The following is an 18,095-nucleotide window of genomic DNA, read 5'->3' as shown; positions in this document are numbered from 1 at the left end:
TTCGCCATGTAGTCAGAGAGGTTGTATAATATGCAAAGCAAGCTTTCAGATATAGAATTGATAGAACAAACCCTGGCGGGTAACCAGCAGGCCTATGCCGACCTGGTTAAGCGGCACCAGCGTTTTGTGTTCACTTTGGCCATGCGTTTTACTAAAGGAAGGGAAGACGCCGAAGAGGTTGCACAGGATTGCTTTATAAAGGCTTACCGAAACCTGGGCAGCTTTCAGCAGCAAAGCAAGTTCAGCACCTGGCTGTACAGTATTGTATATACCACGGCCATGACCTTTTTGCGGAAGAAAAGGGTGGATACCTCATCGATTGATGATGATGAAAGCTATATACAGATAGAGAATAAACCAAGCGCGTATGATACGCACAACATCGAAAACAAATCGAGGTCGTATTACCTCAACCAGGCCATAGAACAACTATTGCCCGATGATGCAACCATCATTACCATGTTTTATAAAGGCGAGCAATCGCTTGAAGAAATTGCACAGGCCCTTAATATGGAGGCCAATACCGTTAAGGTAAAACTATTTAGGGCGCGCCAGCGTTTGAAAGAGAAGCTGGAGCGTAATTTAAAACACGAAGTTAAAGAACTGATATGAACAGTATAGAAGAACAACTTTGGAACTACATTGATGGCTCCTGTACCCTGGCGGAACAGCAGGCCATTTCTGGGCTTATTGCGCAGGATGAAGCCTGGCGCATAAAGTACAATGAGTTGCTAAAACTGAACGAAGAGTTTAGCACGATGGACTTAGATGAGCCATCGATGGCATTTACCTACAATGTGATGGAAACCATCCGTACGGAGAACGCCATGAAGCCGCTTAAAGCTACCATAAACAAGCGCATCATTTGGGGTATAGCGGCATTCTTTATCGTTACGATAGCGGCCCTGGTGATATTCGCGCTCAGCACCATTAACTGGAGCGTGCCCGCCGGTAATACCAGCTTCGATCTTAATATAAAAATGCCCGAGCAACTGGATAGCAACCATGTAAAAAGTTTCTTCTCGGGCGGCGTGGTAAAAGGCTTCCTGTTTTTCGATCTGGTGATGGGGTTATTCCTTTTAGATGCCTACCTGCGCAGAAAGCAGAGCGCAAAACAACACTAATTGTGTACAACCCTGTACATTTTTCCTGACAAGATGTACAACAACTGTAACAGTTGCAGTAATAACGCACTATAAATAACCTGTATACTCACTTTAAAGTAACAAATAAAATACGTTTAAACACCAAATAAGTTTTGGTATAGTATTTGTAAGATACAACACGGACCGGCAATCTGCCGGTTAATTGTGATAAGGTTTAGGTTGAAAGTCCCCCGGAGCAAGTCTAGGGGGCTTTTATTTTTTAAACACTTTTCGCCCGATCCGGTACAATATCTATTTCATTAAAAATTCATTCAACAATTATTACCTTAGTGCTAAATTTTACCGATCTGATGAAGAAACCGTTTTTATACCTCTTTGCCATAATGCTGGCGTGTTGTAGCTCTGCCAACTTATTTGCACAAGATCCGCCCCGCATCCCCGAGGCCAGCTCCACCCAAACCCTCATCCAGGATTTTGGCCTGGGAAAAATAACCATCACCTACTCCAGGCCAAATGTAAAGGGCCGTAAAATATTTGGCGGCATAAACCCATACGGCGAAGTTTGGCGCACCGGCGCAAACGCTGCAACCACCATCACCTTTAGCGAAGGCGTAATTTTTGAAGGCGCGAAGGTACCTGCCGGCACATACGCTTTATTCAGCATACCCGGCGAAACCGAGTGGACCATCATCCTCAACAAAACAGCAAAACAATGGGGTGCCTATAGCTATAAGCAGGAAGATGACCTGCTGCGTGTTAAGGTAAAACCACGTTCGGTTGATGAGAAAAGGGAAACCTTTACCATGCAGTTTGCAAACTCAACCACAAAATCTACCGACTTGTATATGGTTTGGGACCATACCGCCGTACCTATGCATCTGCAAACCGACGACGACGCCCAGATAACCGCCAACATAGAAAAACTGATGCAGGGCGAAAAAGCAAACCGCCCTTATTTTAACGCCATACAATACTTTTACGAGAACGATAAAGACCTGAACAAAGCCATGCAGTGGGCCCTGGAGGCCGAAAAGATGGAGCCAAACGGCCCTTGGTATAAGCTATGGAAGGCCCGCATCCAGCTAAAAATGGGCGATAAGGCAAAAGCAATTGCCACCGCCCAGGAAGGCGTTAAGCTGGCCAAAGCAACAAAGGATGATGAATATGTTCGCCTTAACGAGGCTGTAATAAACCAGGCGAAAAATTAAGATCCATTTTAAAATGATACCTGTAGAGACGCGATACTTCGCGTCTCTTTTTGTTTAAACGGATTTTGTTGCCGGCGAAAAATATCGCGGTTTTACAGGTGCCTGTGTTTTCCGCTTCAGCACTCTGTCGCGCATCCTCATAAAGGGCTTCTCTACCACAACATGCAACAAAACGGCAGCCGCCACAACCACGATAAAACAAACGAGCATCGTTATATTACTATTGGGATCGAATCCATAGGGTTCTATCAGCCGCTGCGTTAAAGGCATTAAACCTTTATGTGATAGGTAGAGGCTGTAAGAAAGCGTCGCTATCTTTTCCGTCAAGCCCGAACGGTATCTGTACAATACACTCGCTGGGTGCACAGCAGCCATCACCAACAACCCGTAGCCCAGGGCCACCACCGGGTAGCCAAAAACAACGGAGATGATACTTGCCTCATTCTCGCTTAAATAGTATGCGGCAATTAACACCAGCATAGCCAGCGGTATAAGCCAATTGGCTGCCTTCATTATTTTAACGCTAAAGGCGGGGCGGTAATGGTACAGGGCCGATACCGCGATACCGATGAGCAACGGATCCAGCCGGTTGTAAGTAGGGTAGTAAATATATTTGTGATGTAAAACCCGGAAAGAATCATCCTCCACAAATGGTGCTATAAGTTGCCAGCCATACCAGCGTGTAAAAAATCCCGCTAAAAACAATCCTCCCAGCAACAGTAGGCCCTTTTTGCCGGTTTTATAGTACGCAAGCGCAAGCAGCACCATGGGTAACACCAAATAAAACTGTTCTTCTACACAAAGCGACCACGAGTGCGAGAAAGTGCCCTCCGCCTTCATATCCAACCCAAAGTTTTTGGTGAAAGTTAAGAACCTCCAAAGTGGGGATAATGCCTCCCGCTCGTGATAGGCAGGCACTAAAAAGTAAACCGCAACAATAAACAGGTATGCCGGCAATATACGGAACGATCGTTTGATGAAATAGGTTTTTAACGATATGGTACCCGTTTTGGATAGCTCTGCAAACAGGTGCGAGGAGATGAGGTATCCGCTCAGCACAAAAAACAGGTCGACACCCGACCAGCCGAAACCGGCCAATACCGGCACCCAATCCGGGTGGCCAAAAAGGCGGTAATGATACAGTAAAACGTAACAGATGGCAAAAGCCCTGAGATGATCGAGGCCGTAGAGTTTTTTATGTGCCTGTAGGACCGGGGCTTGCATGGGTTAAATTAATTGCGGGTTGTTTGGGTTTGATAAATATATTCAAAATCCCGGCAATTATTATCACCATAAAACAACCGATGGGGTTAAGCCACAAATAAGCCAACGTGTTTTTATAGCCCATATAACAAATGATAGCTTCGGTAACCACAGCAGCTATAAATACCGGGGTGCCTTTAATTCTTTTAAAATAAAAAGCCACCACAAACACACCCAAAACGGTACCGTAGATATAAGACCCCAGCTGATTTACCGCCTCCAGCAGGTTGCCGATTTTACTGGCATAAAGCGCCATGCCTATACAAACCAGCCCCCAAAACACCGTGGCCAGCCGCGAGGCGTTCACATAGCTTTTATCGGATGCGTTGGGATTGATGATGCGCTTATAAAAATCAACCGCCGTGGTTGATGCCAGCGAATTAAGCCCGCTCGCGGTTGAACCCATCGACGCCAGGAATATCACCGCTATAAGCAGCCCAATCAAGCCCTTCGGTAAGTAATGGGTAACAAAAGTGAGGAACACGTAATTGGTATCATCCGTATTCGCCTTGTCGTTGTTCTTTTTTATCACAGCGATGGCATCGGTACGGATCTTACCAGCCGCTTTATTAAGATCGCTTAATTCGTTTTTCGCTTTACTTATCTGCCCGGCATTGTCGCTATCCAATGCTTTGGCAAGATTGTCGGCTTTTATTTTTCGCTGTTCAAAGGTTTTGTTATACTGATCTTCTAACTGGTTAAACTGTGGGGCATAGCTGCTTTGTTTCACCTGCTCCACCTCGTAGTTGTTAAAGAAAACAGGCGGGCGGTTAAACTGATAAAAGCTAAACACCAGTACACCAACCAGCAATATCAAAAACTGCATCGGGATCTTCAGCATCCCGTTCATGATCAACCCAAGGCGGCTATGCTCTACCGAGCAGCCGGTAAGGTAACGCCCCACCTGGCTCTGATCCGTACCAAAATAGGCCAGCTGTAAAAAAAATCCGCCGATAATGCCACTCCAGATATTATAACGGTTATTGGGATCGAATTTCCAGTCGATAACGTTCATGCGCCCCAGGTTGCCCGCCATTTTTATCGATTTAATAAAGCCCACATCCGATGGCATCAGCATCACCACAAATAATCCGGCCAAAAACATGCCCGAAAAAATAATGGTCATCTGCAGTAGCTGGGTGTACGATACCGCCTTGCTTCCACCATAAACGGTGTAAAATAAAACCAGCCCGCCTATAAATAAGGTGGTGTAAGTAATGTTGATATGCAGTATGCCCGATAGGATAATGGATGGCGCGTAGATGGTAATGCCGGTAGACAGCCCACGCTGAATCAAAAATAACAGGGAAGTAAGCGCGCGGGTCTTCAAATCGAATCGGGATTCTAAAAACTCGTACGCGGTATAAACTTTAAGTTTATGAAAGATGGGGACAAAGGTGATGCACAGTACGATCATCGCCAGCGGCAGCCCGAAATAGAACTGCACAAAGCGCATCCCATCACTATAAGCCTGCCCGGGCGCCGAAAGGAAGGTAATGGCACTGGCCTGCGTTGCCATTACCGATAGGCCTACGTGGTACCAGGGTAACGACCGGCTGCCCAAATACTGGCCAATATCCTTATTACTTCCGCTTTTAAAAACACCGTAAGCAACGATGGCAAGCAGCGTGCAGCCAAGAACTACCCAGTCGGTTAAGCTCATTCAAAAGAACGTGTAATAAGCCAGAAGATAAAAATCAAAAAAACCAGCCATACAAGCACAATGCCGTAAAACTGGTTCCAGTTTTGTATAAATGAAGGGAGGCTGCTATCAGACCTCTTCACGGCCTTTAACCAAAAACTTGATAAATACCGCAGCAGTAAGTAAGCCAAATATAGCGCCTACAGGGATCCAGATAAAGCCACGCTCGATAATTGCGCCCACAAAAGCACCGCTAAGTAATGCAACCAGGTAAAATACGTAATCAAAGTTTTTCTCTTCTTCGTGATGCGACATAGTGTTGATATTAAATATTCGATTGCAAATTTATATTATTAAACCGTTGATGCCTAATTCAATTATCAATTTTTATATGGCCAGCCTAATAAAGCAAAGTGCAAAATCACTACTTAAACTAAGTGATGCGCATAATATTGCCCTGCTTTTAAAATTCTGAAACCGCGCCGATGTCTGCAGTACCCCTTTCCCTTCCGGTTACAATTAAGCCCTAAAACAATTTGTAACTACCTTTTTCGTTTTGCATCTTAGCATTCTCATTCTTAATTGATTTATGAACTTTAACAGACCTTTTTCTGTAACCTTAATAGCACTTGCAATTGCTACCACAAGCAGCTTTGCACAGGTTAAAAGAAAACCCACTCCATCACCAAAAACAAAACCTGTTGCCGCAGCCGTACAGATCCGTCCATCGCTGTTACCAACAGACCCTGATGTGCTTATTGGTAAACTGCCAAATGGCCTAACTTACTACATCCGCCATAACGAGCAGCCAAAAAACCGCGCAGAGCTTTACCTGGTGGTAAAAACCGGCTCGATATTAGAAACCGATGCACAGCAGGGCCTGGCCCACTTTACCGAGCACATGGCCTTTAACGGCACGCGCGATTACCCAAAGAACGAGCTGGTTAACTACCTGCAAAAATCGGGCGTAAAGTTTGGGGCCGATCTTAACGCATACACCTCTTTTGATGAAACCGTTTACCAGTTGCCTTTACCTACCGATAGCGCTGCGGTATTCACCAACGGCTTTAATATTTTGGCCAACTGGGCCGGCTACGTAAGCTTTGATGCCGCCGAAATTGATAAAGAGCGCGGCGTTGTTTTAGAAGAGGCCCGCGCACGTGGTAAAAACGCGCAGGAACGCTTAAGCCTGCAAACACTTCCGGTGATCCTTAATAATTCCAAATATGCTTCGCGCTTGCCAATTGGGCAGGAGAGCGTGCTGAAAACATTTGATGCCGCAACCATAAAAAGCTTTTACCATGATTGGTACCGGCCAAACTTACAAGCTATTATTGCTGTGGGCGATTTTGATGTGAAAGTGGTGGAAGAGATTATTAAAAATAAATTCGGGCTGTTAACCAACCCTGCCGGCGAAAAACCACGCACTGCTTTCACGGTACCGCCAACACCGGGCACAGTAGTTAAAATTGCTACGGATAAAGAGTTCCCTTATACGCTGGCGCAAATTGTGGTGAAGCACCCGCAGGCGACGGTTACCAACACGGCGACTTACATGCGCAGCCTGCGCATCAACCTGTTTAATTACATGATGAGCGAAAGGCTAAACGAGTTGCTGCAAAAGCCCGAGCCTCCGTATTTATACGCGAGGGCAAGCTACTCAGCGTTAATTGCCAAGCAGGATGCCTTTTCATCGGTAGTGATAGCCAAACCCGGCGACCTGGAAAACGCCGTAAAAACCATGGTTGCCGAAACGGAGCGGGCCCGCAAATTTGGGTTCACCTTAACCGAACTGGAACGTGCTAAACAAGCTGTTTTGGTACAGGTACAAAACGCCTATAACGAGCGCGACAAAACCAACTCGGCAAATTTTGTACGCGATTACAGTAGAAACTTTATATCCGGCGAAGCCATCCCCGGTATAGAGTTTGAGTACAATTACATTGCAACCAACATCAACAAAATTGGCACTGCCGATATGAATGTTTTGGCGGGCCAGTTTATCAGCGATCAAAACCGCGTTATTATTATAGAAGGCCCGGAGAAAGACAAGGATAAGCTGCCTAACGAAAAAACAATATTAGGCTGGATAAACACTGCCGGCGTTGGTGTAACCGCCTACGTGGATAATGTTACCAGCAGGCCTTTAATGGGAAAATCTCCCGCTCCCGGCAAAATTGTAAGCGAGACCACAGATGAGGCCATAGGCACCACTACCCTGGTTTTGCAAAATGGCTTAAAGGCTATATTGAAGCCAACAAAATTTAAGAACGACCAGGTTTTAATAAACGGTTACAGCTTTGGCGGTACATCGCTTGCCAGCGACCAGGATTTTACTTCGGCTAACTTAGCCGCCCCAATTATTGGTGGCAGCGGCATCGCCGATTTTAACCAGGGCCAGCTGGACAAGATGCTTGCCGGTAAAAACGTAAGTGTAAGCCCTTATATAAGCGATATTGCCCAGGGCATCAGCGCCAATACATCGCCAAAAGATTTTGAAACCGCTATGCAGCTGATACATCTTTATTTTACACAGCCGCGCAGGGATGAGGATATCTGGAAGGGTAATATCAGCCAAACGCGGTCGATACTGACTAACCGCGGGCTCGACCCGGGAAGCGTTTACCAGGATACCGTATCTGCTGTGCTGAGCAGCTATAATATGCGGTCGATGGTTACCACGCTGGCAAATTTAAATTCGGCCAGTTTAGATAAAGCCTATAATTTTTATAAGGACCGCTTTGCCGATGCAAGCGGTTTTACCTTCACCTTTGTGGGTAATTTTGATGTTGATGTGTTAAAACCATACATCGAATCGTACTTAGGCTCCCTTCCGTCAACCAACAAAAAAGAGAAATATAAGGATCTGGGTATCCATCCGCCGGCAGGGCAGTTAACAAAAACCGTTTACAAAGGCCTCGACGACAAAGCCACCGTACAAATGGTATTCAGCGGCACTTACGAATACAACGAAACCAACAACATCCAGCTGGATGCTCTGGAAGAGGTGATGAACATTAAACTTACCGAGCGCCTGCGCGAACAGGAAGCCGGTGTTTATGCACCGGGTGTAAGAATATCTTATGCAAAAATCCCATCGGGAAGGTACACGGCTACCATTTACTTTACCTGCAGCAGCGCCAATGTTGATAAGCTGATAGCTGCTACGCTTGACGAGATAAGCAAACTGAAGCTGAATGGCGCCACCCCGGCCGACATACAAAAATTTGTTGCCGAAGAAGCCCGTTCTACCCAGGTGCAGTTAAAGGAGAATGTATTTTGGGCAGGATACCTTGGCGGTGCATCGCAAAACGACGAAAACCCCGATGATATTTTAAAGCACGTGAGCAGCCTGGAGCAGATCACCGTTGAAAGCACCAAACAAACCGCTGCTAAATATTTAAACACCACCAACCTGGTGAAACTGATATTAATGCCGGAGAAGAAATAAGCTCCATTATGTTATAAAGGAAAATGCCCGGCTCTAACCGGGCATTTTTTTGTTATGATACTTTTTCTTTTAATGGTATAGCTATAAGCCTTTTGGCTTTGCAAGGCATTCGTGAAATTAGTGTCCATTTAATGCATATTCAAATACGTGTCTGCTGCAGAATTAGGCTGATGCACTAATATGCCGACACATTTGCCTTGCATATCTATTTCAAATGAAATCCCTTTCTCTATATCGGTATATGTTTTAATCGTTTGTCCGTTTTTTTTGTAAGAACTGCCCTCTTTAAGCGTGTAGTACATCCCAATATCCTTTAGGTTATTGCCCGTGCTGATGTACTCGGCTGTTTTAAACCAGGGCGAGGTGACCAGGATTTTTTTGATGCGGCTAACAGGCTCGTCCTTACCGCCCATATCCCGGCGGCTAAAAATGCTGGTTTGGTAACCTGCGGTATCATGGTCGGCGTACCAGGTAGCCAGCTGGCTCCCCATGGCCGCGTCGCCGGTATCAGGGCGGCCAAGTAATTGCACTATCGAATCGGCGCTGCCATCGAGCTTAATATGCCCTATGCTTTGCCCGGGGCTAATCAGCTGTTCGGCGGGGATAGCCTTTACTTCGGTAGTATCCGGCGGTTCGGGGGTATCGTTTCCGGCTGCATCTTTGGTTTTTTGCTTGCAGGCAACGGCTAACACAATTGCAAAAAGTATAGTCAAATAAGTATAGCGCTTCATCCTTTTTAATATTTATGTTAAACCCTTTACTTATAACTATAAAACTTGCCTTTTGTTAGATGCATTGTCAGCAAGAATCGGGTTTAACCCAACTGCCCGTAGCGTTACTTTTGCGTATAAACACAATGTATGCATATTGACAGTCAACCATCCATCTTATATTTCGGCACGCCGGTAGTTCTCATCAGCACAAAAAACCAAAACCACACCGATAACCTTGCGCCTATGTCGTCCATTTTCTGGCTGGGCTGGCGTTGTATTATTGGTTTAGCGGCGGCCTCCAAAACAACGCAGAATTTGATCCATACGGGAGAATGCGTGTTAAACCTACCATCGGTTCACCAGGCAGGCGCGGTAGATTTTCTTGCGAAAACCACCGGCAGCAACCCGGTTCCCCCAGGCAAAGTTCAAAAAGGCTACCGATATCACGAGGACAAATTCTCGCTTGCCGGGTTGAACAAACAGGCATCAGAAACCGTACAGGCGCCAAGGGTGCAGGAATGCCCGGTACAAATGGAAGCGGTGGTAGAAGCAGTGCACGGGCTTGCAGATGGCGACGCCGAGATGCGGGGGAAAATTTTAACTTTCGAATTACTGATAAAACGGGTTTACCTGGATGAGTCGATATTATTGGATGGTCATCCAAACCGCGTAGACCCTAACAAATGGAAGCCGCTCATCATGAGCTTTCAGCAGTTTTATGGCCTGGGCGAACAGGTACATTCGTCTACGCTCGCCCAAATACCCGAGCATTTGTATAACACGCCTGATAGGGAAAAAGCCATCAACAGAGCCGCACTAACCCCAATGCTGTAAATAAATGCCATTGGTACTTTGATAGCAACGCAACTTATTCCAATTTGCGTTGTATAATAAGGGCATGACAACAAAAGGGCAGCAGGTTATTCAGCAATGGTACAAGCAAAAGGCATGGAAGCAGTTTCCCTTTCAAAAAGAGATGGAAGAGGCGTATTTATCCGGCTTCTCGGGCCTGTTAAATGCTCCTACCGGCAGCGGTAAAACTTTCGCGCTTTTTCTGCCTTTCCTGGCTGATTTTATTAATAAACATCCCGACAACTACACCACCAATAGCAACAACGGTTTACTGATGCTTTGGATAACACCCCTGCGTGCCTTAACCAACGACATCCGCAAAGCGATGCAGGAAGTATGCGACGATATCGGCCTGCCTTGGCGCATCATGACCCGCACCGGCGATACCTCCGCCGCTGAGAAAGCCGCCCTTAAACGAAAGCTGCCCGAAGTATTGCTCACCACGCCCGAAAGCCTGCATCTCATGCTCGCCCAAAAAGAATATCCAAAAGTATTCTCCGGCCTGCAGGTACTGGTATGCGACGAGTGGCACGAACTCCTCGGCACCAAACGCGGCGTACAGGTTGAGTTGGGGTTAAGTAAGCTGAAGGCACTAAGCGGAAAGCATAAAGCCGAAGAAAAACATTTACTACTCACTGCTCACCACTCACTAAAAGTATGGGGTATCTCTGCAACCATTGGCAACCTGGAGCAGGCTGCAGAAGTTTTGTTGGGAAACGATTTCCCGCCGGAGCAGGTGAGAATGGTACGGGCCAACATCGAAAAAAAATTGGTGATAGAATCGGTGATCCCGGAGAATATTGAGAATTACTCCTGGGCGGGACACATCGGTGTAAAGCTGTTGCCGCAGGTGATGAAGATAGTAGCCAAAAGCAAAACTACCCTCATATTTACCAATACCCGCTCGCAGGCCGAGATCTGGTACCATGCCATTATTGATAATTACCCCGAGTACGCCGGCATCATGGCCATGCACCATGGCTCGCTGGACAACGAGTTGCGCAACTGGGTAGAGCAGGCCCTGCATGCCGAAGCGCTGAAGGTGGTGGTGTGTACCTCCAGCCTCGACCTGGGGGTTGATTTTCGCCCGGTGGATACCGTGGTGCAGGTAGGCAGCCCTAAAGGGGTGGCCCGTTTTATGCAGCGCGCCGGGCGAAGCGGGCACCATCCAGGCGCTGTTTCCAAAGCCTACTTTGTGCCTACCCATTCGCTGGAACTACTGGAGGGTGCGGCCCTTAAACAAGCCATCAAACAAGGCGTATTCGAAAGCCGCGACCCGATGCTGCTTACGATGGATGTGCTGATCCAATATATGGTTACCCTGGCGGTATCCGAAGGTTTCCGGGCAGATGAATTATATGCCGAGGTAAAATCAACCTTTGCCTTTGCCGATCTGCGGCGCGATGAATTTAACCAGCTGCTTGATTTTATCACCAACGGCGGCAAAACGCTTGCCCAGTACGATGAGTTTTTGAAGGTGGAGGTAGAGAACGGCCTGTTTAAAGTGAACAACCGCCGGGTGGCGATGCGGCACCGCCTGAGCATCGGCACCATTACCAGCGAGCTCAGCATTCGCGTAAAATGGCTCAGCGGCGGCAGCCTGGGCACTTTGGAGGAAGGCTTTATAGCAAAACTAAAGCCCGGCAACACATTTTGGTTTGCAGGGCGAAGCCTCGAGTTTATCAAGGTAAAGGAAATGACCGCCTACGTAAAAAAATCAACCAAAACCAAAGGGCTGATACCCAGCTGGGCGGGAGGCAGGATGCCGCTATCCTCGCAGCTCTCCGCCGTTTTCCGCGATAAACTGGATGAGGTGGCACAGGGAGTAGAAGAGGATATCGAGGTAAAAGCCCTAAAACCACTGTTCGACCTGCAGGCGCGGTTATCACACTTACCGCAGAGCCACGAGTTTTTGATCGAATCGTTTAAATCGCGAGAGGGGCACCATTTGCTTTTTTATCCCTTCGAAGGCAGGTTGGTGCACGAGGGGATGGCCAGCTTACTGGCCTTTCGCATCTCCAAAATAAAGCCCGCCAGTTTTTCCATCGCCATGAATGATTATGGCTTTGAATTGCTCACAGATGAGGATATCCCCATCGAACAGGCTTTGGAAGATGCCGACTTCTTTTCCATCAACAACCTGATAGAAGATATCCAAAACAGCCTTAACGCTAACGAGATGGCCCGCCGCCGCTTCAGGGACATTGCACACATCGGCGGGTTGGTATTTACCGGCTACCCGGGTCAGCCGATGAAAAATAAGCATTTGCAGGCATCTACTTCATTGTTGTTCGAAGTATTTAACGAGTACGAGCCCGATAACCTTTTGGTGAGGCAGGCTTATAACGAGGCTCTGGCATTTCAGCTGGAAGAGTTCCGCCTGCGGGCAGCCTTGCAGCGCATCCAAACGCAAAGCATCGTTTTAAAAACTATTGAACGGCCTACTCCCTTTGCCTTCCCCATCATGGTGGATAGCCTTGGCAGGGAGAAACTAACTACCGAAACCATGGAAGAACGCATTGCCAAAATGGCCCGCCGCTATGGGGCCGATGAAGATGATGTACCCGAGCCGGCACCACGCCCGCGCAAAATTGGTATTACCAGGAAAAAGGGATTTTAATTATTTAGTACCAGATCTGCCACCTCTTCGCCTACCAGGCTACCCATGGCCACACCCATGCCGTTGCAGCGCACGGCGCAATAAATGTTGGGCTCTACCTGTTTTACAATGGGGCTGATGCCTTCGCCGAATCCCATAATGCCGCTCCACCAATAGTCTATCTCTGCGTTTTGCCCCGGCAGGATAACTTCGTTAAGGTAAGCAACGAGGATTTGCTTTACGGCATCGGTATGCCCGAACTCGCTGGTCTCTTCGGCTGCAAAATCGAGGTTGCGCCCGCCGCCGAAAAGCACCCTTCCGTCGATATTGCGGAAATAATAGTACCCCTCGTTAAAATGATAGGTACCCTGTAGCTTTAAACCGGGGATAGGTTTTGTTACCAATACCTGCCCGCGGCCAGGGGTTACTTTTAATTCAGGAAATAACTGGTTGGCAAAGGCGTTGGTCGCCAGGATCACTTTAGCCGCTTTAAAATCGCCTTGGGAGGTTCGCAAATGGATGTATTTACTTTCCTGCGCCACATTGCTTATCGCACAGTTATTCAAAACCATCACATCTTTTTGGTAACATTTATTGAGCAGGGTACGCATCATTTTACCGGTATGTATCTGTCCCTCAAAGGGGTTATAAATCATCCGGCTTACTTTATCAAAGCCAAAACCTGCAATTTTTTCATTCGCTACTGAATAAATGTCATGCCCGCTAATGGCGTTCTTTAATAAATTATTGAGGTAACTTATTTTCCCGATGCATTCATCGGCATGGCCTTCCTCTCCGTGCATAAACATTTCGTAGCCCCCATGTTGGTGGTAATCGATATTGGCATCGCCAAGGTTTTGGCGCAGGCGCTGCAGGCCCCGCCATTTATAGTTTGCCAACCGGGCTACTTCTTCTTCGGACGAATCCGTTAAAGATGATAATTGCTCGGAAACGGTGCCAAAACAGGCAAATCCGGCGTTTTTTGTGCTTGCACCACTGGGCAGGAAGCCTCGTTCCAGCACCAGCACCTTTAAGTTGGGCTCGCGGTTTTTTAATTGCAGCGCGGCACTCAGGCCCACAATTCCGCTGCCGATGATAATTACATCGGCGTTATCAATAAACGCGGTACGTTCCCAGTATGAAAAATTTGCTTCCAAACTCAAATGTAAAAATTCCAACCTCAAAAACAGCGTCTTTCACCTTTTGTCATACCATCCTTTCTCTCAAAATGGAATACTTTTTGAAATAGCCTTTCTATAAAAAACTATTGAGATGTTTCACCTATCTATCATATTCGGAATTATAAATACGGGTTCGGCATGGCTGCTGATGGCCGCTATCGCACTCGTGAGTTTTATTGTCCAGTCGCGCTTCAGGAGCAAATTCAGGGAATATTCGGAGATCCCGCTGCTATCGGGCCTATCCGGTAAAGACGTGGCCGAAAAAATGCTGCGCGATAACGGCATTTACGATGTACGCGTAATTTCTGTTGAAGGCCAGCTTACGGACCATTACAACCCGGCCGACAAAACCGTTAACCTTAGCGCCGATGTTTATAACAGCCGCAGTATTGCCGCCGCCGCCGTTGCAGCCCACGAATGCGGGCACGCGGTGCAGCACGCCAAAGCTTATGCCTGGTTAAGCCTGCGGTCATCATTAGTGCCCGTGGTTAACATAGCATCAACCCTTACGCAATGGACGCTGTTCATCGGTGTGATGCTGTTGTTTTTCATGCACAGTATTTTTCTACTGGCAATTGGTGTGGTTGCTCTGGCTTTTGTAACCTTATTTAGCTTTATTACGCTGCCAGTAGAGTTTGATGCCAGTAACCGTGCATTAGCCTGGTTGAACAACAATTATAATATTATGCAAACCAGTAAAGAGCACAGCCAGGCAAAAGACGCCCTTTGGTGGGCCGCCATGACCTATGTCGTTGCCGCATTAGGCTCGTTGGCTACGCTGGTTTACTACGCATCGTTTTTACTTAACAGGAGAAACTAAGTTTAGATTAAAGAATTAAGACCAAAGAATAAAGACAGGAATCGCTCCGCAATCGGAGCGATTTTTTGGGTTTATCCTGTAACAGATGCTTATCGTGTGCTGTGCCAGGCTCCTTTGGGGCAGCCTATTTATTTTAAAACCCATGAAAAAACGCTGTTGCACACAAACATGTGTATTATTGTGTTTACGCTAAACCATGGCATCACCCCAAAACAAAAGAGACTGGCGTTTCCTGCTGCACGAGATCATCTACGAATCGAACACCGCTGCAGGCAAAGCATTTGACGTTGGGCTACTGATAGCCATTTTCACCAGTATATTAGTGGTGATGATAGATAGCGTAGCAAGTATCCATCAGGAACATGGGCGTTTATTACAGCGAGTGGAGTGGTGCTACACGGCGTTGTTTACGGTTGAATACGTTTTACGGCTCATCAGCATCCGCAAACCTATGCGGTATGTGTTTAGTCCGCTGGGTATTATCGATCTGGTTGCGCTTATCCCATCTTACCTCAGTATTTTCTTTATCGGCGCGCAATCGTTATTGGTATTCCGGGCGTTAAGGCTGCTCAGGGTGTTCAGGATCTTTAAACTGAGCCGATTCCTTACCGAGATCGATTTTTTAACCATCGCATTAAAAAGCAGCCTGCGCAAGATCAGTATCTTCCTGCTTACCGTGCTCACCTTAACGGTAATATTAGGCTCCATTATGTATCTGGTAGAGCAAAAAGAGAATGGCTTCTCCAACATTCCCGAAAGTATTTACTGGGCTATTGTTACCATCACCACTGTTGGCTATGGCGACATATCCCCGGTTACCCCTATGGGTAAGTTCGTCGCTTCGGTAGTGATGCTGATAGGTTATGCCATTATAGCGGTGCCAACGGGTATCCTCACGCACGACCTGGCGATGGCAGCCAAAAAAGAAAAGAAGGAATTACCCGAAGCCTGCCCCAATTGCGGCCGCGAAGGGCACGATGGCGACGCTGCTTTTTGCAAGTTTTGTGGAGCGCCCTTGCTTTAGGCGGGCGCGACATACATCCCCGTGTCCGATGTCTTCCTTCTAAATTTAATGTTCGCCCCTGTTAAACCAAGCGAGGAGGATTGCATCCAACGTCGGCACGCCTTGCTATTGCAGGGAAATATCAATTCTATACTTTTGCACAATGTTAGCCAAACGTTATATTTTTTTCGCCCTGCTGTTTTTTACTGGCTTTGGGTGCTACGCGCAGTCGCCGTTTCAGATTGATCTAAAAGTAACAAACCGTTACGCGATGGTGAACGCTATTGAGATTGATGATATGCTCTTAACTTTCGATCTCAAAGGCAATATCCATTTCGATTCGGACAACAAGACCGAAACCGATTACTACAATAAATTCGACAGCGATAACATCGGTAAATTAAAAACAATCGGTGGCCTCAAAATACAATATTATGACAGGTTTGACCGCGATGAACTCCACGGAAAAGTAAAAAGCATCGGCGATGTAAGCTTCACCTATTACGATATCTTCGATAGAAGCGAACTGCAGGGAAAGCTTAAATCCATTGGCGGTGTGCCGCTTAAATACTATGATAGGTTTGACCTGAGCGAGCTAAGCGGTAAACTAAAATCGGTAGGACAGATCAACATCAGCTATTACGACAGGTTTAACAGCCAATCGAAAACCGGCCATGTTAAAGCTGTTAAAGGCATTTCGCCACAAGTAATGGTAATGTTCTCAGATAAAATATCGGATGATGTGGAGATCTCGGAGCAACCGTAAGCGTTGAAGGAAGCGCGTATCTTGACTCCTGACTCTAAAAGTCCTACTTCTACGGTTAATTATACCGGTAAGGTGCTACCAAATAAAATTCAGGGATCTGCACGTTAAAAACAGAGCTGTCTAAAAGGCGTTCCATCTGGTATTCGCCTTTCATGCTGCCCATATCGGTTTTGAGGTTGCAGCCGGATACGTATTCGTGGGAGGAGCCGGGTTCGATAATGGGTTGCTGGCCCACCACACCTTCGCCTTCTACTTCGCGTTTTGCACCGTTAGAATCGAAAATGTACCAATGGCGGCTAAGCAGGCGCACAGCATAATTACCCAGGTTCTCTATGCTTACCCTGTATGCAAACATAAAGTGGTCGTTAGCCGGGTTAGAATATTCGGGCTGGTAAATTGTTTCAACTGAAACCTTAACACCTTCAGTTATGGTAGTAGCCATTGCTTGTTAATCTCTTTTAATTCAAATATATAGCATCCGAACAAATATTACGCCATTTCGAGCGCATATTTTTTGTCGACCTCTGCTAAAATATCCATGATCTCTTCTACGGTGGCCGCGGTAACAAGTTTCATCCTAAACTCTTTAAAATCGGGCACGCCTTTAAAATAGTTGCTGTAGTGGCGGCGCATCTCAAAAATACCGGTGCGGGCACCTTTCCATTCCATTGATTTTTGCAAGTGCGTTTTGCAAATCTCTATCCGCTCGGCAATAGTTGGCTTATCCAAATGCTCGCCAGTAGCAAAGTAGTGCTTTATTTCGCGGAAGATCCAGGGGTAGCCAATGGCAGCGCGGCCTATCATCATACCATCCACTTCGTACTGCATCCGCCATTCGGCCGCTTTTTCAGGCGAATCGATATCTCCGTTACCGAAGATAGGGATCTTAATACGCGGGTTTTTTTTGATAGAGTGTATCAGGCTCCAGTCGGCAGCGCCTTTGTACATTTGGGCGCGGGTACGGCCGTGTATAGTGAGCGCTTTGATGCCCACATCCTGCAGGCGTTCGGCAACTTCGTAAACGTTTTTGGTGTTATCGTCCCAGCCGAGGCGGGTTTTTACCGTTACAGGCAAGTGCGTAGCGTTCACAACCGCTTTGGTCATGGCTACCATTTTGTCTATATCCTGCAACAGGCTTGCGCCCGCGCCACGGCATGCCACCTGTTTTACAGGGCAGCCGTAGTTAATGTCCATCAAATCGGGACCGGCAAGGCTGGCAATTTCCGTTGCTTCGCGCATATGATCGATATCGCTGCCGAAGATCTGGATGCCGATGGGGCGCTCGTATTCAAATATATCCAGCTTCTGGCGGCTCTTGGCTGCGTCGCGGATCAATCCCTCCGAAGAAATGAACTCTGTATACATCATATCCGCGCCATTCTGCTTGCACACGTAGCGGAAAGGCGGATCGCTCACGTCTTCCATCGGTGCCAGCAGCAGCGGGAATTCCCCTAAATCTATATTTCCTATTTGTACCGACATGAATTATAT

At 47.0% G+C, this 18,095-nt stretch carries 16 protein-coding genes; 9 read left to right on the top strand and 7 right to left on the bottom strand.

Translation table 11 applies throughout. The features are described from left to right. Positions 1-30 precede the first annotated feature (30 nt). From IDJ77_RS07170 to IDJ77_RS07160, 3 genes are all read left to right on the top strand, one after another. Positions 31-612, top strand: a complete 582-nt coding sequence (locus IDJ77_RS07170; RefSeq protein WP_191188255.1) for an RNA polymerase sigma factor — start codon at positions 31-33, stop codon at positions 610-612. Further along, positions 609-1,124 carry a hypothetical protein gene (locus tag IDJ77_RS07165; RefSeq protein ID WP_191188254.1) on the top strand — a complete coding sequence of 172 codons (516 nt, stop codon included), beginning with the start codon at positions 609-611 and terminating at the stop codon, positions 1,122-1,124. The genes IDJ77_RS07170 and IDJ77_RS07165 overlap by 4 nt, the downstream gene beginning before the upstream one ends. 332 nt (positions 1,125-1,456) lie before the next feature. Continuing rightward, positions 1,457-2,314, top strand: coding sequence for a DUF2911 domain-containing protein (locus IDJ77_RS07160; protein ID WP_191188253.1), 858 nt, complete (start codon positions 1,457-1,459; stop codon positions 2,312-2,314). Between the two features lie 54 nt (positions 2,315-2,368). Here IDJ77_RS07160 and IDJ77_RS07155 read toward each other — a convergent pair whose 3' ends face one another. The 3 genes from IDJ77_RS07155 to IDJ77_RS07145 form a co-directional block, all read right to left on the bottom strand. Further along, the gene (locus IDJ77_RS07155) at positions 2,369-3,538 is read right to left on the bottom strand and encodes an acyltransferase family protein (RefSeq protein ID WP_191188252.1); all 1,170 of its coding nucleotides are present in this window, start codon (positions 3,536-3,538) and stop codon (positions 2,369-2,371) included. Further along, a complete protein-coding gene (locus IDJ77_RS07150; protein WP_191188251.1) occupies positions 3,510-5,240 on the bottom strand; it encodes a sodium:solute symporter in 1,731 nt (576 codons plus the stop codon). The genes IDJ77_RS07155 and IDJ77_RS07150 overlap by 29 nt, the downstream gene beginning before the upstream one ends. 108 nt (positions 5,241-5,348) lie before the next feature. Next, positions 5,349-5,534 carry a hypothetical protein gene (locus IDJ77_RS07145; RefSeq protein WP_191188250.1) on the bottom strand — a complete coding sequence of 62 codons (186 nt, stop codon included), beginning with the start codon at positions 5,532-5,534 and terminating at the stop codon, positions 5,349-5,351. A 274-nt stretch (positions 5,535-5,808) separates the two neighbouring features. On the opposite strand from IDJ77_RS07145, the gene IDJ77_RS07140 reads away from it, so the two are divergent. Beyond that, positions 5,809-8,670 (top strand): M16 family metallopeptidase, encoded by a 2,862-nt coding sequence (locus IDJ77_RS07140; protein WP_191188249.1) that lies wholly within the window; start codon positions 5,809-5,811, stop codon positions 8,668-8,670. Positions 8,671-8,798: 128 nt separating this feature from the next. On the opposite strand, the gene IDJ77_RS07135 is transcribed toward IDJ77_RS07140, so the two are convergent. Continuing rightward, positions 8,799-9,401: a hypothetical protein gene (locus tag IDJ77_RS07135; protein WP_191188248.1), complete on the bottom strand. Its 603-nt coding sequence runs from the start codon at positions 9,399-9,401 to the stop codon at positions 8,799-8,801. 129 nt (positions 9,402-9,530) lie between these two features. Here IDJ77_RS07135 and IDJ77_RS07130 point away from each other — a divergent pair, with 129 nt between their 5' ends. Further along, the gene (locus tag IDJ77_RS07130; protein WP_191188247.1) at positions 9,531-10,217 is read left to right on the top strand and encodes a flavin reductase family protein; all 687 of its coding nucleotides are present in this window, start codon (positions 9,531-9,533) and stop codon (positions 10,215-10,217) included. A gap of 64 nt (positions 10,218-10,281) precedes the next feature. Continuing rightward, positions 10,282-12,855: a ligase-associated DNA damage response DEXH box helicase gene (locus tag IDJ77_RS07125; RefSeq protein ID WP_191188246.1), complete on the top strand. Its 2,574-nt coding sequence runs from the start codon at positions 10,282-10,284 to the stop codon at positions 12,853-12,855. On the opposite strand, the gene IDJ77_RS07120 is transcribed toward IDJ77_RS07125, so the two are convergent. Beyond that, positions 12,852-13,991: an NAD(P)/FAD-dependent oxidoreductase gene (locus IDJ77_RS07120; protein WP_191188245.1), complete on the bottom strand. Its 1,140-nt coding sequence runs from the start codon at positions 13,989-13,991 to the stop codon at positions 12,852-12,854. The genes IDJ77_RS07125 and IDJ77_RS07120 overlap by 4 nt on opposite strands. A 115-nt stretch (positions 13,992-14,106) precedes the next feature. Between IDJ77_RS07120 and IDJ77_RS07115 the strand changes: the two genes are divergently transcribed. The 3 genes from IDJ77_RS07115 to IDJ77_RS07105 all read left to right on the top strand — a co-directional run bounded on the left by IDJ77_RS07115 (position 14,107) and on the right by IDJ77_RS07105 (position 16,604). Continuing rightward, positions 14,107-14,835, top strand: a complete 729-nt coding sequence (locus tag IDJ77_RS07115) for a zinc metallopeptidase (RefSeq protein WP_191188244.1) — start codon at positions 14,107-14,109, stop codon at positions 14,833-14,835. 196 nt (positions 14,836-15,031) lie between these two features. After that, positions 15,032-15,859 (top strand): ion transporter, encoded by an 828-nt coding sequence (locus IDJ77_RS07110; protein ID WP_191188243.1) that lies wholly within the window; start codon positions 15,032-15,034, stop codon positions 15,857-15,859. 142 nt (positions 15,860-16,001) lie between these two features. Further along, positions 16,002-16,604, top strand: a complete 603-nt coding sequence (locus IDJ77_RS07105) for a hypothetical protein (protein WP_191188242.1) — start codon at positions 16,002-16,004, stop codon at positions 16,602-16,604. A 55-nt stretch (positions 16,605-16,659) separates the two neighbouring features. On the opposite strand, the gene apaG is transcribed toward IDJ77_RS07105, so the two are convergent. Together apaG and dusB are read right to left on the bottom strand one after the other, a co-directional pair. After that, entirely contained in the window at positions 16,660-17,046 is a 387-nt protein-coding gene (gene apaG / locus IDJ77_RS07100; RefSeq protein WP_191188241.1) for a Co2+/Mg2+ efflux protein ApaG, read from the bottom strand. Positions 17,047-17,093: 47 nt separating this feature from the next. Next, the gene (gene dusB / locus IDJ77_RS07095) at positions 17,094-18,086 is read right to left on the bottom strand and encodes a tRNA dihydrouridine synthase DusB (protein ID WP_191188240.1); all 993 of its coding nucleotides are present in this window, start codon (positions 18,084-18,086) and stop codon (positions 17,094-17,096) included. Positions 18,087-18,095 lie beyond the last annotated feature (9 nt).

The sequence above is a fragment of the Mucilaginibacter pankratovii genome, from assembly GCF_014773265.1.
In the GTDB taxonomy this organism is placed as follows: domain Bacteria; phylum Bacteroidota; class Bacteroidia; order Sphingobacteriales; family Sphingobacteriaceae; genus Mucilaginibacter; species Mucilaginibacter pankratovii.
The sequence above is the reverse complement of the archived record's forward strand: the minus strand, read 5'-3'. Positions and strand labels throughout refer to the sequence as shown.

Coding starts and splice junctions, on each gene's coding strand:
- IDJ77_RS07155 (WP_191188252.1), bottom strand. CDS start 3,538: ATGCAAGCCCCGGTCCTACAGGCACATAAAAAACTCTACGGCCTCGAT.
- IDJ77_RS07130 (WP_191188247.1), top strand. CDS start 9,531: ATGCATATTGACAGTCAACCATCCATCTTATATTTCGGCACGCCGGTA.
- IDJ77_RS07160 (WP_191188253.1), top strand. CDS start 1,457: ATGAAGAAACCGTTTTTATACCTCTTTGCCATAATGCTGGCGTGTTGT.
- IDJ77_RS07165 (WP_191188254.1), top strand. CDS start 609: ATGAACAGTATAGAAGAACAACTTTGGAACTACATTGATGGCTCCTGT.
- apaG (WP_191188241.1), bottom strand. CDS start 17,046: ATGGCTACTACCATAACTGAAGGTGTTAAGGTTTCAGTTGAAACAATT.
- IDJ77_RS07150 (WP_191188251.1), bottom strand. CDS start 5,240: ATGAGCTTAACCGACTGGGTAGTTCTTGGCTGCACGCTGCTTGCCATC.
- IDJ77_RS07140 (WP_191188249.1), top strand. CDS start 5,809: ATGAACTTTAACAGACCTTTTTCTGTAACCTTAATAGCACTTGCAATT.
- IDJ77_RS07125 (WP_191188246.1), top strand. CDS start 10,282: ATGACAACAAAAGGGCAGCAGGTTATTCAGCAATGGTACAAGCAAAAG.
- IDJ77_RS07105 (WP_191188242.1), top strand. CDS start 16,002: ATGTTAGCCAAACGTTATATTTTTTTCGCCCTGCTGTTTTTTACTGGC.
- IDJ77_RS07170 (WP_191188255.1), top strand. CDS start 31: ATGCAAAGCAAGCTTTCAGATATAGAATTGATAGAACAAACCCTGGCG.
- IDJ77_RS07145 (WP_191188250.1), bottom strand. CDS start 5,534: ATGTCGCATCACGAAGAAGAGAAAAACTTTGATTACGTATTTTACCTG.
- IDJ77_RS07135 (WP_191188248.1), bottom strand. CDS start 9,401: ATGAAGCGCTATACTTATTTGACTATACTTTTTGCAATTGTGTTAGCC.
- dusB (WP_191188240.1), bottom strand. CDS start 18,086: ATGTCGGTACAAATAGGAAATATAGATTTAGGGGAATTCCCGCTGCTG.
- IDJ77_RS07115 (WP_191188244.1), top strand. CDS start 14,107: ATGTTTCACCTATCTATCATATTCGGAATTATAAATACGGGTTCGGCA.
- IDJ77_RS07110 (WP_191188243.1), top strand. CDS start 15,032: ATGGCATCACCCCAAAACAAAAGAGACTGGCGTTTCCTGCTGCACGAG.